This window comes from Pseudomonas sp. B424 (assembly GCF_055408345.1).
The window spans coordinates 18,213-30,924 of the sequence record NZ_JBUZTL010000002.1; the positions used below are offsets into that span (position 1 = coordinate 18,213).

Below are 12,712 nucleotides of genomic sequence, written 5' to 3' on the forward strand. Positions count from 1 at the left end.
AGTTCGCCATACGATGAAAAGCGTCACATAGGCGGTTAGCCGACAGGCTGCAGCTTGCTTTCGCGCTGCAGGCTGTAGCCCCACACGGCCAGTGCCAGCGTTGCTACCACCGAGCCAACCACCACGATGCCATCCCAGCCATATACCGGATAGGTCTGTGCGCCCACCAGCGAGCCCAGCGCGCCGCCAATGAAATAACAGGTGATGTAACCGGCGTTCAGACGGTTGCGAGCAGCGGGGCGGACTTTGAATACCGCGTTCTGGTTGCTGACGTGTACCAGTTGCACGGCAAAATCGAGCACCAGTACGCCGATCAGCAAGGCGACCAATGAGTGGCCGGCAAAGGCCATGGGCAGCCAGCACGCCAGAAGGGCCAGCAGACCGACGGTAGTGGCCAGTTGACCTTTGCCGCGGTCGGCCATGCGCCCGGCCCAGTTTGCTGCCACGGCGCCGACTGCGCCCGCCAGACCGAACAGGCCGATCACGGCGTCTGAAAAGCTGTAAGGCGGCACGGCCAGCAGGAAGGCCAGCGGCGTCCAGAACAAGGCAAACAGCGAAAAGGTCAGCAGCCCCAACAGCGAGCGCAGGCGCAATACAGGTTCTTCGACAAACAGCTTGAACACCGAACCCAACAACTTCGGGTAGCTCAGACCGGCGCTCTGGTGATGGTTGGGCAGGGCGCAATAAAGGGCAATGGAGCTGATCAGCATCAATGCAGCAGCTACCAGGTAGATGGTTCGCCAGTCACCGGCAGACGACAGCGCTCCGGCTACAGTGCGCGCCAACAATATCCCCAGCAGCAGGCCGCTCATGAGTGTGCCCACCACCCGTCCGCGACTTTGCGGGTCGGTCAGGCTGGCAGCCATGGGTACCAGGACTTGTGCCGATACTGAAAACAGCCCAGTCATCGCGGTGCCGATCAACAGCCATGTGAGCGAAGGCGCGAACGCGCTTAACAGCAGGCCCAGGGCGCTGAGCACCGTCATGGTAACGATCAGGCGGCGTTGCTCGAACAGGTCGCCCAGCGGCACCAGTAACAACAGGCCGGCGCCGTAGCTCAGTTGTGCAGTGATCACCACGGTGCCGGCGCTGCTCATGCTCAAACCCAGTTCCTGGGCGATGGTGTGCAGCAGGGGCTGTGCGTAATAGTTGCTCGCGACAGCCAGGCCGGTAGCGGTGGCCATCAGCAGGATCAGGGCGGTACTTAAGGGTTTGGTAGTCGTTATAGAGGCGGACATTGACCATCTCGTCGGCATGGAAAGAGCGGCGAAGTATCAGAACGCTGTGGGTGAATGTCACTGAATATGTCGATGATTTTAATTTATAAACAACAAAGCCCCGGGCTCTGACAGCCTGGGGCTTTGCTTGAAGCTGTTTTGCGTGACTTAGTTGCGACGGCCCAGCAGCAGGCCCACTACCAGCCCGAAGCCGGCCGAGATGGCCACGGTTTGCCACGGATGGCCACCGATATAGCTCTCGGTGGCGTCCACCACAGGCTTGGTACGCTCGCGTACGTTACTGACCGAGTCCAGCGCTTGCTTGAGCTTGAGGCTTACCTGTGCACGCAGGGTTTCGCCCTCTTCGCCGATCAGGGACGCGCTGTCCTTGAGCAGCTTTTCAGATTCGGCAATCAGATCTTGCAGCTCGCTGAACGCTTGATCCTTGATTTGATCTTCAGCTTGTACGGCAGTTTTTCGAGCCATTGCGGTACTCCTTGCAGGTAAAAAGGGTGATGAGTAATGGAGTCAACCCAATGCTAAAAAGTTGCATCTGTTTTGGGCCAAGTGTTGTCGTGAGCTGACAGAGTAGTCAAAAACCAGGCTAAGACACTGCTTTCTAGGGTGTAAGATGTCACCTAAATTTACGCCGCAGGAAATTCTCATGAGCTTCAACCTCGCCAACAAGCCTCTCGCCGAGCGTGCTGCGCTTGAAGATGAAAAGTCCCGTTTGTATGACCTTTGGCAGAGCAATCTGGGCAAGGCCAAAGGGGATGCGGCTCGTTTGTTCGGTGAGCGCGCCAAGCGCAAGGGCAAATGGGCTGAATGGGTGCGCTCGGAACTGGACGCGATGTCGCCTCCGGAATACGCCAACATGGTACGCAGTGAAGTGAACCGCATGATGGCTGCTGCCAAGTAAGCTTTGCGCAAAACCGCTCCCACGGGTCGTTCAGTGCATCTCGCAGACGGTAAACATTTGCACAGCCCCGCCCACGTTGATCTGCACCTCGTCATCGAGCTGCTTGCCCAGCAATGCTGCACCCAGCGGTGAGCGCGGGGTGATGACGGTCACTGTGTGCCCGTCGTGATTGACCTTGAGCCCGGCCGCGTCGGGGGCGAGGAACAGCCACTGCCCGCTGCCGTTTTCGGCCTCCAGACGGACCAATGCCCCGACCTGAATGCCCTGCGCCGCGCTGAACGGTGCGAGGGTCATGGCCTGGCAATTTTTGAGCGCCTGGCGGATCTCCTCTACCCGGCGGGCCTGGCCTGTCGCCAGATACGACGCTTCAAGACCCAGGGTGTCGTACTTGTTCTCGGCAATGTTTTCCGCGTGGGTTGCAGCTTCATAGGCGGTTTGCGCTGCGCGCTGGAGCACATCGAGATCTATTTCGAGTTTTTCCAGCAGCAGCAGGTGCACGGCGGTCTTGATCATGGGTCTGGCTTGAAAGAGGCGAGCCGCGATTGTCGCACGAGTGCCCCGCAGATTAATCCGCCTCAAGCCTTCTTTGCGCGTTGAATTATGCGGACAATCCACCCTTTGAATATGGGAGCCCGGAATGAAAGCCTCCTGGGATATTTTTTGCAGTGTGGTCGATAACTACGGCGACATTGGTGTGACCTGGCGTCTGGCCCGGCAACTGGCGGCCGAGCACCAGCAGCGCGTTCGCCTTTGGGTCGATGATCTGCAGGCGTTTGTGCCGCTGTGCCCCGAGGCGGATGCGGGTGCTGCGCGGCAATGGCAGCAGGGGGTCGAGGTGTGCCGGTGGCCTGAGCCGTGGCAGCCGGTGGATGTCGCCGATGTGGTGGTGGAGGCCTTCGCCTGCAAATTGCCTGAAGGTTATTTAGAGGCGATGAAGCTGCGGGAAACGCCGGCGCTGTGGATCAATCTCGAGTACTTGAGTGCCGAAGACTGGGTCAGTGGTTGCCACGGCTTGCCTTCCATGCGGCCCGACGGCCTGAAGCGGATGTTCTTCTTTCCGGGGTTTGATTCGGGGACAGGGGGGCTGCTGCGTGAAGCTGACCTGTTGCAGCGCCGTCGTGCCTTTGAGCAGGACCCCGGGGCCAGGCAGGCATTTTTGCAGGGGCTGGGTGTTTTTCCGGCCAGCAATGCGCGGCTGATCTCACTGTTTGCCTATGAAAACACCGGGCTGGCCAGCTGGCTGGATGCCATGGCGGCTGGCGGCGTGCCGACCCACCTGCTGGTGCCCCAGGGGCGGATAATGGGTGATCTGCTGCGCTGGCTCGGCGTGGATCATCTGGCGCCGGGGGTTGCTGAGCAGCGTGGGGTCCTGACGGTTCAGGCTCTGCCGTTCGTCAGGCAACAGGACTACGACCACCTGTTGTGGAGCTGTGATTTCAATGCGGTGCGCGGTGAAGACTCGTTTGTGCGGGCGCAATGGGCGGGGCGGCCGCTGCTTTGGCATATCTATGAGCAGGAAGAAGACGCGCACTGGGTCAAGCTCAATGCGTTCCTCGCCTTGTATGTCAAAGACCTTTCGCCAGCCGCCGCACAGGCCTTTACCGGGTTGTGGCACGCCTGGAATGGCGGCACCGACATGGCGCAAAGCTGGAATTTACTGCTTGAGCACTGGCCCGAGATCACGGCACACGCCGAGCGATGGTGTCTGGAACAGTCATTGCAGGCCGATCTTGCGCAAGCGCTAGTACTGTTTTATAGAAATTGGATATGATACGCGGCCTAGATTTTTGTAAATCTCAATCCAAATTCGGATACTCGCAATGAAAACTGGTAAAGAGCTTAAACCCGGTACAGTCATCAAGCTCGAAAACGACCCTTGGTTGGTTCAGAAAGCTGAATTCACCAAGTCCGGTCGTAACAGCGCAATCATGAAGACCAAGCTGAAAAACCTGCTGACTGGCTACAAGACTGAAATCGTATACAGCGCTGACGACAAGCTCGAAGACGTGATCCTGGATCGCAAAGAAGCGACCCTGTCCTTCATCAGCGGCGACACCTACACGTTCATGGACACCACTGACTACACCATGTACGAGCTGAACGCTGAAGACATCGAAGCCGTTCTGCCATTCGTTGAAGAAGGCATGACCGACGTTTGCGAAGCCATCTTCTTCGAAGACCGCCTGGTTTCCGTAGAGCTGCCGACCACTATCGTGCGTCAGGTTGACTACACCGAAGGTTCCGCTCGCGGTGACACTTCGGGCAAGGTGATGAAGCCTGCAAAACTGAAAAACGGTACCGAGCTGAGCGTTGCAGATTTCGTTGAAATCGGCGACTGGATCGAAATCGATACCCGTGACGGTGGCTCCTACAAGGGCCGCGCCAAGGTTTAAACCTGGCGTCAACCGCGCGATGAAAAAGCCCGACTTCATGGTCGGGCTTTTTTTTGCCTGGCAAAAAGCCCCGGTTTAGCGCTTTGCCCCGCGCAGGCGACTGGTTAGCATGGGCGTTCACTAAGAGGGGCCGCAATGCTGATCGATTTTGCAATGTATGGGGCGTTGGGCGTCGTGCTGGGGGCGTTGGGCGGGTTGTTCGGGATAGGTGGCGCCTTGATCGCGATCCCGGTGCTGGGGCTCTGGTTCGGCCTTGATCAGCAAATGGCGCAGGGTACCGCTCTGGTGATGTCCGTGCCTAACGTGTATCTCGCGTTGTATCGCTATAACCAGCGCAACAAGATCGATTTGCGTCAGGCATTACCGCTGGTGTTGATGAGTTTTTGCTTCGCGTGGCTGGGAGCAACGCTGGCCGTGGGGGTGGATGCGCGCTTTATACGTTGGGGCTTTATTGGCTTTTTGCTGACTATCACCCTCTACAACCTGTTCAAGCTGTACGGCTCGCCCGGTCAGCCGGCGACCGGTTCTCGCTTTGGCTGGCCCTGGTTTGGCCTGCTGGGTGTGCTTGCCGGTACCACGGGTGGGTTGTTTGGCGTGGGCGGAGCGGTGGTCGCAGTGCCGGTGCTGACGAGTGTGTTCGGGACTACCCAGATAATGGCCCAAGGCTTGTCGCTGGCACTGGCGGCACCCAGCACCAGCGTCACTCTGTTGACCTATGCCCTGCATGGCGAAGTCAACTGGGTGATGGGGCTGGCGATGGCGTTTGGTGGTCTGCTGAGTGTCAGTTGGGGGGTAAAGCTTGCTTATGCGGCGCCCGAGCGCCTGTTGCGCGGTTTGTATTGCGCCTTTTTGCTGCTGTGCGCAGCCTTGTTGGCGATCAAGGCTTAAAGCCCTCAACGATGTACTCGGCAAAACACTCAATGATGGGCGAAGACCCGCTGTTGGGTTTGCGTAGTAGCACAATACTGGCGGAGGGCAGCTGTGGCAGGTTTTCCGCCTCGCCAATAATCCTCAAGTCGGGTGTGAGCAGGCTTTGCAGCTGGGCGGTCACCGCCAGCCCGGTGCTCACCACGGCATTGATGGCGGCCAGGCTGGCGCTGGTATAGGCGACCCGGTATTCGCGCTGCTGGATGTCCAGTGCATTGCACGCCCAGGTTCGGCAAAAGCAGTCGGTATTGAACATCGCCAAGGGCAAGGGCGTTTGTTCGTGGGGCGAGTACCCTTGGGCCACCATCCACACGAAGCGCTCCTGGCGCAGGATCTGGCCCATCTCGGTGCCAGGTTTGCGGGTCACGATGGTCAGGTCCAGATCGTTGCGCTGCAGCAATTGCGACGACGGCTCGCAATGCACCTCCACGCTGATCAGCGGGTAGTCCTGGGCAAAGCGAGACAGTACGCCGGGCAAAAAGCGCATGACGTAATCATCAGGCGAACCGATTTTGACCGTGCCCACCATCTGCGGCTGGCGCAGTGTGTTGAACACCTCACTGTGCAGCTTGAGGATGCGTCGTGCGTAGCCGAGCAGTACGTGCCCCTCGGGGGTAAGGCTGACATTGCGCCCCTCGCGCTGGAACAGCGCACATTGCAGCACGTCTTCTTCCAGCCGCTTCATCTGCATGCTGACCGCTGACTGGGTGCGATTGACCACTTCGGCGGCACGGGTGAAACCACCATGATCGGCGATCGCGGCAAAGGTGCGCAGCAGGTCAGTGTCGATACTGGGGAATTCGGCCATTGATCAATCTCACAGATGTATCGCATAAGAAACATTCGTTGGATTGATCTTAAGCCCGGGCCGAGACTTGAGCCATACCCCAGGAGGGCTCAAGTGATGAAAGGTCGAAAAAGTGTGATGTGGTTTGCCCGTATATCCCGCTGGTATCAACTGTCGCGGGAAAGGGCGAATCTGAGGCAGATCAGTGATGCGGCGCTCAAGGATCTTGGGCTGAGCAGGGCGGATATCGAGATCGAAAGCCATCGGGCTTTTTGGGACGATCCGTTCAACAAGTGAGACGGGCTCACCTCAACCGACCTGTGGGAGCGGGCTTGCTCGCGATGGCATCAACCCGCTTTGTCTGAGGCACCGGGGTGTCTGCATCGCGAGCAAGCCCGCTCCCACAAGAGTTTCATCCGCAAGGTGGTGGATCAGCGCTTAACTTGCTTTAGCGTCTCGGCAATCAAAAACGCCAGTTCCAGCGACTGGTCGGCGTTCATGCGCGGGTCGCAGTGGGTGTGGTAGCGGTCCGACAAACCGTCTTCGGTAATCGGGTTGGCCCCGCCGATGCACTCGGTAACGTTCTGCCCGGTCATTTCGATGTGAATCCCGCCGGCGTAGCTGCCCTCAGCCTCGTGCACCTGGAAGAACTGCTTCACCTCGCCCAGGATCTGCGCAAAGTCGCGGGTCTTGTAGCCGCTGCTGGCCTTGATGGTGTTGGCGTGCATCGGGTCGCAGCTCCACAGCACCTGTTTGCCTTCGCCTTCAACGGCGCGAATCAGCTGCGGCAAGTGATCGCCCACCTTGTCGGCGCCCATGCGCACGATCAGGTTGAGGCGGCCCGGGTCGTTGTCCGGGTTGAGGATGTCGATCAGGCGGATCAGGTCTTCGTTGTTCATGCTGGGGCCGACCTTGACCCCGATCGGGTTGTTTACCCCGCGCAGGAACTCGACGTGGGCACCGTCCAGCTGGCGCGTACGGTCACCGATCCACAGCATGTGCGCCGAGCAATCGTAGTAATCGTTGGTCAGGCTGTCGCGGCGCACGAAAGCTTCTTCGTAGTTCAACAGCAACGCTTCGTGGGCGGTAAAGAAGCTGGTTTCGCGCAGTTGCGGCGAACTGTCCATGCCGCAGGCACGCATAAAAGCCAGGGTTTCGTCGATGCGGTCGGCCAGTTGGCTGTACTTTTCAGCCAGCGCCGAGTTGGCGATAAAGTCCAGGTTCCACTTGTGCACCTGATGCAGGTCGGCAAAGCCGCCCTGGGCGAAGGCGCGCAGCAGGTTGAGCGTGGCGGTGGACTGGTGATACGACTGCAACAGGCGCTCCGGATCGGGCACGCGGCTTTTTTCATCGAAGCCGATACCGTTGACGATGTCGCCACGGTAGGCCGGCAGCGTGACGCCGTTGATCGTTTCGTCATTGGCCGAGCGCGGCTTGGCGAATTGCCCGGCCATGCGTCCGACCTTGACCACCGGGCAACCTGCCGCAAAGGTCATCACAATGGCCATTTGCAGCAAGACCTTGAACGTGTCGCGAATCTTGGCTGCAGAAAACTCTGCAAAACTTTCGGCACAATCGCCGCCCTGAAGCAGAAACGCCCTACCTTGAGTGACCTCGGCAAACTGGCGACGCAGCTCGCGGGCTTCCCCGGCAAATACCAGCGGCGGGTAACTGGCCAGGCTTTGCTCGACGCGCAACAGATGCGCGGCGTCAGGGTAGTGGGGTTGCTGCTGGATCGGCAGGGCACGCCAGCTGTCAGGGGTCCAGATTGGGCTCATCGCAGACTCTAGTATTTGTAGGGGATGGGCCATGGTAGCAGTAATTAGTGCGTGACCTGTTGCGCTGCAATGGCCGACAATCGCGCCTTTGCGCTCGACACCGAGTGGTTGTTTTTTACAGCGTTGCGGGTAGTACCGTGGTGCGGCAAGGAGAGGAAATGTCTGAGGAGCGCGTTGAGCGTCTGCTCGCCGAAGTCCATGATGACTTCGGCATGATTCGGGTGCTGGAGGTGGCAGACTACCGCTTCCTCGAATTTGGCGATGCGATCGAGCAAAGTTGTGTGTTCACCGCTGATCCCAGCTGGCTGGAATACGACTACACCCGCGCCATGTTCATCGGCGCGCTGTGCCATGAGGCCCCTGAGAGCGCCTTGTTCCTGGGCCTTGGCGCCGGGACCCTGACCCAGGCGTGCCTCAAGTTTTTGCCCCTTGAAGATGTTGAAGCCATTGAGCTGCGCCCGGACGTTCCGCGTCTGGCTATTGAATTCCTGGGCCTGGACGATGATCCGCGGTTGTTCATCCGCATTGGTGATGCCCTCGAGCTGCTGGACAGCGCCGAGCCGGCCGATCTGATCTTTGTCGACCTTTATAACGACCTTGGGCCTGCTGCCGGTCATCTGGCGTGGACATTCCTCGAAAACTGCCAAAAGAAACTCGCCCCCAACGGCTGGCTCATCATCAATCAGTGGGCTACCGATGACGGCAAGCCTCTGGGTGCGGCCTTGCTGCGCGGGTTGTATCACCGCCATTACTGGGAGTTGCCGGTGAAAGAGGGCAACGTCATCCTGATGGTGCCTGCCGACCTTGAGCAAACCCTGGATATCAACGCGCTGAGCGCCCGGGCACAGGCTCTGGCACCGCGCCTGGGCTATTCGCTGGAGTCGCTGATCAAGGCAATCCGCCCGGCGACTTGAGGCTCCAGGATGAAACGTTTTAGCGTTTGCCCCTGAGTGGGCAGGCGTTGCGGGTTTTTTTGAGGTCGAAAATATCGTTAAAGCCCGGTCTACAGAGGGGTACAGACGATTGTTCCCTAAAAAAACCCTTCTTTTTTTTGATAAATCCGGTATAGTGCGCGCCGGCCTTTAGCCGGGCCACGTTTAGGTGTCGCATTTCCCGAAGCACGCTTCGGCTGCTCGTCCGTTTCGCGGACAACTCCTGAACGCTCCATTCATTTAACGTTTTCGCAAATCCCCGCCGACAAAGCAGCCAGGGCGACTCTTGAGTCTTACACGGCATGCGCAGCTTTGGAGCATGGGTCTTTGCGGATGCACTTAGAGGCAGACCCATGACCCAGGAAACCGGCGGCTTCGCCGCTTTTAATCTTAATCCGAACATTCTTGCAGCTGTCATCGCGACTGGCTACGAAGAACCTTCGGCTATTCAGCATCAATCGATCCCGATCATCATGGCCGGTCACGACATGATTGGTCAGGCGCAAACCGGTACGGGTAAAACCGCAGCGTTCGCCCTGCCGATCCTGCACCGCATCGATCCTGCTAAGCGCGAGCCGCAAGCCCTGATCCTGGCGCCAACCCGTGAGTTGGCGCTGCAAGTAGCAACCGCTTTCGAAACCTATGCCAAGCAAATGCCTGGCGTTACCGTTGTGGCCGTTTACGGCGGCGCCCCTATGGGTCCACAACTGAAAGCAATCCGTAATGGCGCACAGATCGTTGTCGCCACTCCGGGCCGTCTGTGCGACCACCTGCGTCGCGACGAAAAAGTTCTGTCGACCGTGAACCACCTGGTTCTGGACGAAGCTGACGAAATGTTGAAACTGGGTTTCATGGACGATCTTGAAGTTATCTTCAAGGCTCTTCCTCCAACCCGTCAGACCGTATTGTTCTCGGCAACCTTGCCGCAGTCGATCCGTGCCATTGCTGAGCGCCATCTGCGCGATCCGCAACACGTGAAGATCCAGACCAAGACTCAGACCGTTACCGCGATCGAACAGGCTCACCTGTTGGTTCACGCTGACCAGAAGACCTCGGCTGTATTGAGCCTGCTGGAAGTTGAAGATTTCGACGCCCTGATCATGTTCGTTCGCACCAAGCAAGCGACCCTGGATCTGGCAAGTGCCCTTGAAGCCAAAGGCTATAAAGCTGCTGCGCTGAACGGTGACATTGCTCAGAACCAGCGTGAGCGCGTGATCGAATCCCTCAAGGATGGCCGTCTGGACATCGTTGTGGCGACCGACGTTGCTGCTCGTGGTCTTGATGTTCCACGTATCACTCACGTGTTCAACGTTGACATGCCTTACGATCCAGAGTCCTACGTTCACCGTATCGGCCGTACCGGCCGTGCAGGTCGCGAAGGTCGCGCGCTGTTGCTGGTAACTCCTCGTGAGCGCCGCATGCTGCAAGTGATCGAGCGTGTAACCGGTCAGAAGGTTGCCGAAGTCCGCCTACCGGATGCTCAAGCTGTTCTCGATGCCCGCATCAAGAAGTTGACCAACAGCCTGACCCCGCTGGTAGCTGACGCTGAAGCAACTCACGGTGATCTGCTGGATCGCCTGATTGCCGATATCGGTTGCAGCCCTCGTGCTCTGGCCGCTGCTCTGCTGCGCAAGGCAACCAACGGTCAGGCCCTGACCCTGGCTGCTATCGAGCGCGATCGCCCACTGGTGCCGAACAGCGCTCCACGTGAGCGTTCGTCCGAGCGTACTGGCGACCGTCCGGACCGTGGTGATCGTGAGCGTCGTGCTCCGGTTCCATTGGCCGAAGGCCGTGCTCGCTGCCGTACCGCGCTGGGTGCGCGTGATGGTATCGCTGCCAAAAACCTGCTGGGCGCTATCCTCAATGAGGGTGGCCTGGCACGTGAAGCAATCGGTCGTATCCAGGTGCGTGACAGCTTCAGCCTGGTAGAACTGCCGGAAGCAGGTCTGGAAGGTTTGCTGGCCAAACTGAAAGACACCCGCGTTGCTGGCAAGCAGCTCAAGCTGCGTCGCTATCGCGAAGATTGATCACGGCTTGCTGTGATTGATCGCTAAAAAAATCCCCGACCGGTTCGGGGATTTTTTTTGCCTGGGATTTGAGGATGCGTGCTGTCGGCGACGGATCTGTCAGGCAAGTCGAGTCGCTACAATCGCGAGCAAACCCGCTCCCGCAAGTGGTCAGGCAAATTTATAAATATCCATCCCCAACGCACCCAGCGTCCAGCCCTGGTGGGCAATGCTGAACGCACCACCGGCGCCGCGGGCAAAGTACAACGGCAGCAGGTGCTCGTCGCTGGGATGGTTTTTGGCGGCAAAGGGTGCCAGTTGGCGGTAGTGGTGCAGTGCTGCTTCGTCATCACTGGCGAGTTTGTCGATCATCCAGTCACGAAAGGCCTTGGCCCACGGCTCAATGCTTTCGGGTCCGGCGTGCCAGTCCAGCTCGCGCAGGTTGTGGGTGATGCTGCCCGAACCGATGATCAGGACACCTTCACTGCGCAGGCCGGCCAGGGCGCGGCCCACCTCGGTCTGTGCGGCCGGGCCCAGCTGGCTGGGGAGGGACACCTGCACCACGGGAATGTCGGCTGCCGGGTACATCAACGACAACGGCACCCAGGCGCCATGGTCAAAAGGGCGTTTGGCGTCCAGTCGGGCCCGCAAGCCATGGTCTGCCAGCAATTGGACGATATGCGCAGCCAGTGCCGGTTCGCCGGGGGCAGGGTACTGCACCGCAAATAGCGCCGGCGGGAAGCCTGCGAAGTCGTGCCAGGTTTCGGGTGCCGGATGGCTGGCGACCCTCAGGTCGGGACTTTCCCAGTGCGCGGAAACCAGCACGATGGCTTTCGGGCGCGGCAGCTCGGCCGCCAGGCGCTTGAGTGCCGGGCCACTGGCGCCCGGTTCCAGTGCTAGCATTGGCGAGCCATGGGAGATAAACAGGCTGGGGAGCATGAAAGACGTCCTCAAGGTTAAGATGCTTCATCTTCATCCCGATCATTGATCTAAATCCAATATAAGTTTTAGTACTTATCTATCGAATTTAAAGGTGAATCATGCAGCCCGAATTTTGGCACGACCGCTGGGACCGCAATCAGATCGGCTTTCATCTGCAGGCGGTCAACCCGTACCTGCAGCGGCTTTGGTCCGGGCTCGAACTGGAGCAGGGCGGCCGTGTGCTGGTGCCGTTGTGCGGGAAAAGCCTGGATTTGAGCTGGCTGGCGTCCAGCGGCTTTGAAGTTCTGGGCGTAGAGCTGACCCAGACAGCCGTGGAGCAGTTCTTCAGCGAACAGAAGGTCGAGCCGCAGATTCGTCAGCAGGGCGCCTTCAAGGTGTACGAGGCGGGCCCGGTGACCATCTTGTGCGGTGATGTCTTTGCGCTGACGGCGGCCGATGTGGCGTCCTGTGTGGGGCTGTACGATCGTGCGGCAATGATCGCATTCCCTCCCGAGATGCGCGCAGCCTATGCCCGGCATCTGTCCAGGATCCTGCCGACGGGTTGCAAGGGGCTGCTGATTACTCTCGACTACGATCAGTCGGAAATGAAAGGGCCGCCGTTCTCGGTGCCGGACGCCGAGGTCCAGGGCTTGCTGGCCCCGGACTGGGCGCTGGAAATTATCGAGCAGCCGGATGTGCTCGATAAGGAATGGAAGTTCCTCAAGGGCGGTGTGACGCGCCTGGTGGAGCGGGTGTATCGCCTGGAGAAAACCGGCAAGGCCTGAATGCGGGCACAAAAAAAGGGCAACCTCGGTTGCCCTTTTTTGTGCTT

14 protein-coding genes are annotated in these 12,712 nt (G+C 59.1%); 8 read left to right on the forward strand and 6 right to left on the reverse strand.

Annotation, left to right across the window (positions count from 1 at the left end):
* Positions 1-35: 35 nt before the first annotated feature.
* Positions 36-1,238: an MFS transporter gene (locus ACZRMS_RS02440; protein ID WP_463993972.1), complete on the reverse strand. Its 1,203-nt coding sequence runs from the start codon at positions 1,236-1,238 to the stop codon at positions 36-38.
* 147 nt (positions 1,239-1,385) lie between these two features.
* Entirely contained in the window at positions 1,386-1,703 is a 318-nt protein-coding gene (locus tag ACZRMS_RS02445; protein ID WP_463993973.1) for an ElaB/YgaM/YqjD family protein, read from the reverse strand.
* A gap of 178 nt (positions 1,704-1,881) precedes the next feature.
* Between ACZRMS_RS02445 and ACZRMS_RS02450 the strand changes: the two genes are divergently transcribed.
* Entirely contained in the window at positions 1,882-2,136 is a 255-nt protein-coding gene (locus tag ACZRMS_RS02450; RefSeq protein ID WP_016779998.1) for a hypothetical protein, read from the forward strand.
* 30 nt (positions 2,137-2,166) lie between these two features.
* Here ACZRMS_RS02450 and ACZRMS_RS02455 read toward each other — a convergent pair whose 3' ends face one another.
* The gene (locus ACZRMS_RS02455; protein WP_463993974.1) at positions 2,167-2,649 is read right to left on the reverse strand and encodes a GreA/GreB family elongation factor; all 483 of its coding nucleotides are present in this window, start codon (positions 2,647-2,649) and stop codon (positions 2,167-2,169) included.
* Between the two features lie 124 nt (positions 2,650-2,773).
* Between ACZRMS_RS02455 and earP the strand changes: the two genes are divergently transcribed.
* From earP to ACZRMS_RS02470, 3 genes are all read left to right on the forward strand, one after another.
* Entirely contained in the window at positions 2,774-3,907 is a 1,134-nt protein-coding gene (earP, locus tag ACZRMS_RS02460) for an elongation factor P maturation arginine rhamnosyltransferase EarP (protein WP_463993975.1), read from the forward strand.
* A 49-nt stretch (positions 3,908-3,956) separates the two neighbouring features.
* Positions 3,957-4,529: an elongation factor P gene (locus ACZRMS_RS02465; RefSeq protein WP_016780001.1), complete on the forward strand. Its 573-nt coding sequence runs from the start codon at positions 3,957-3,959 to the stop codon at positions 4,527-4,529.
* Between the two features lie 135 nt (positions 4,530-4,664).
* On the forward strand, positions 4,665-5,417 hold the full coding sequence (locus ACZRMS_RS02470; protein ID WP_463993976.1) for a sulfite exporter TauE/SafE family protein: 753 nt from the start codon (positions 4,665-4,667) through the stop codon (positions 5,415-5,417).
* Here the strand turns inward: ACZRMS_RS02470 and ACZRMS_RS02475 are convergent.
* Positions 5,407-6,264 (reverse strand): LysR substrate-binding domain-containing protein, encoded by an 858-nt coding sequence (locus ACZRMS_RS02475; protein WP_048358749.1) that lies wholly within the window; start codon positions 6,262-6,264, stop codon positions 5,407-5,409. The genes ACZRMS_RS02470 and ACZRMS_RS02475 overlap by 11 nt on opposite strands.
* A gap of 96 nt (positions 6,265-6,360) precedes the next feature.
* Between ACZRMS_RS02475 and ACZRMS_RS02480 the strand changes: the two genes are divergently transcribed.
* A complete protein-coding gene (locus tag ACZRMS_RS02480) occupies positions 6,361-6,540 on the forward strand; it encodes a DUF1127 domain-containing protein (RefSeq protein WP_019827444.1) in 180 nt (59 codons plus the stop codon).
* A gap of 134 nt (positions 6,541-6,674) precedes the next feature.
* Here ACZRMS_RS02480 and ACZRMS_RS02485 read toward each other — a convergent pair whose 3' ends face one another.
* Complete coding sequence (locus ACZRMS_RS02485) at positions 6,675-8,021, reverse strand: class II 3-deoxy-7-phosphoheptulonate synthase (RefSeq protein WP_463993977.1); 1,347 nt, start codon at positions 8,019-8,021, stop codon at positions 6,675-6,677.
* Between the two features lie 158 nt (positions 8,022-8,179).
* On the opposite strand from ACZRMS_RS02485, the gene ACZRMS_RS02490 reads away from it, so the two are divergent.
* Together ACZRMS_RS02490 and ACZRMS_RS02495 are read left to right on the forward strand one after the other, a co-directional pair.
* Positions 8,180-8,935 (forward strand): spermidine synthase, encoded by a 756-nt coding sequence (locus ACZRMS_RS02490; RefSeq protein ID WP_463993978.1) that lies wholly within the window; start codon positions 8,180-8,182, stop codon positions 8,933-8,935.
* A gap of 371 nt (positions 8,936-9,306) precedes the next feature.
* On the forward strand, positions 9,307-10,980 hold the full coding sequence (locus ACZRMS_RS02495; protein WP_048358745.1) for a DEAD/DEAH box helicase: 1,674 nt from the start codon (positions 9,307-9,309) through the stop codon (positions 10,978-10,980).
* A 150-nt stretch (positions 10,981-11,130) separates the two neighbouring features.
* On the opposite strand, the gene ACZRMS_RS02500 is transcribed toward ACZRMS_RS02495, so the two are convergent.
* Positions 11,131-11,898 (reverse strand): DODA-type extradiol aromatic ring-opening family dioxygenase, encoded by a 768-nt coding sequence (locus ACZRMS_RS02500; RefSeq protein ID WP_463993979.1) that lies wholly within the window; start codon positions 11,896-11,898, stop codon positions 11,131-11,133.
* A gap of 101 nt (positions 11,899-11,999) precedes the next feature.
* Here ACZRMS_RS02500 and ACZRMS_RS02505 point away from each other — a divergent pair, with 101 nt between their 5' ends.
* Positions 12,000-12,665, forward strand: a complete 666-nt coding sequence (locus tag ACZRMS_RS02505) for a thiopurine S-methyltransferase (RefSeq protein WP_463993980.1) — start codon at positions 12,000-12,002, stop codon at positions 12,663-12,665.
* Positions 12,666-12,712: the final 47 nt, after the last annotated feature.

Excerpts from the sequence above, each read along its gene's own strand:
- ACZRMS_RS02440 (WP_463993972.1), bottom strand. The coding sequence starts at position 1,238 with ATGTCCGCCTCTATAACGACTACCAAACCCTTAAGTACCGCCCTGATC.
- ACZRMS_RS02445 (WP_463993973.1), bottom strand. The coding sequence starts at position 1,703 with ATGGCTCGAAAAACTGCCGTACAAGCTGAAGATCAAATCAAGGATCAA.
- ACZRMS_RS02450 (WP_016779998.1), top strand. The coding sequence starts at position 1,882 with ATGAGCTTCAACCTCGCCAACAAGCCTCTCGCCGAGCGTGCTGCGCTT.
- ACZRMS_RS02455 (WP_463993974.1), bottom strand. The coding sequence starts at position 2,649 with ATGATCAAGACCGCCGTGCACCTGCTGCTGCTGGAAAAACTCGAAATA.
- earP (WP_463993975.1), top strand. The coding sequence starts at position 2,774 with ATGAAAGCCTCCTGGGATATTTTTTGCAGTGTGGTCGATAACTACGGC.
- ACZRMS_RS02465 (WP_016780001.1), top strand. The coding sequence starts at position 3,957 with ATGAAAACTGGTAAAGAGCTTAAACCCGGTACAGTCATCAAGCTCGAA.
- ACZRMS_RS02470 (WP_463993976.1), top strand. The coding sequence starts at position 4,665 with ATGCTGATCGATTTTGCAATGTATGGGGCGTTGGGCGTCGTGCTGGGG.
- ACZRMS_RS02475 (WP_048358749.1), bottom strand. The coding sequence starts at position 6,264 with ATGGCCGAATTCCCCAGTATCGACACTGACCTGCTGCGCACCTTTGCC.
- ACZRMS_RS02480 (WP_019827444.1), top strand. The coding sequence starts at position 6,361 with ATGAAAGGTCGAAAAAGTGTGATGTGGTTTGCCCGTATATCCCGCTGG.
- ACZRMS_RS02485 (WP_463993977.1), bottom strand. The coding sequence starts at position 8,021 with ATGAGCCCAATCTGGACCCCTGACAGCTGGCGTGCCCTGCCGATCCAG.
- ACZRMS_RS02490 (WP_463993978.1), top strand. The coding sequence starts at position 8,180 with ATGTCTGAGGAGCGCGTTGAGCGTCTGCTCGCCGAAGTCCATGATGAC.
- ACZRMS_RS02495 (WP_048358745.1), top strand. The coding sequence starts at position 9,307 with ATGACCCAGGAAACCGGCGGCTTCGCCGCTTTTAATCTTAATCCGAAC.
- ACZRMS_RS02500 (WP_463993979.1), bottom strand. The coding sequence starts at position 11,898 with ATGCTCCCCAGCCTGTTTATCTCCCATGGCTCGCCAATGCTAGCACTG.
- ACZRMS_RS02505 (WP_463993980.1), top strand. The coding sequence starts at position 12,000 with ATGCAGCCCGAATTTTGGCACGACCGCTGGGACCGCAATCAGATCGGC.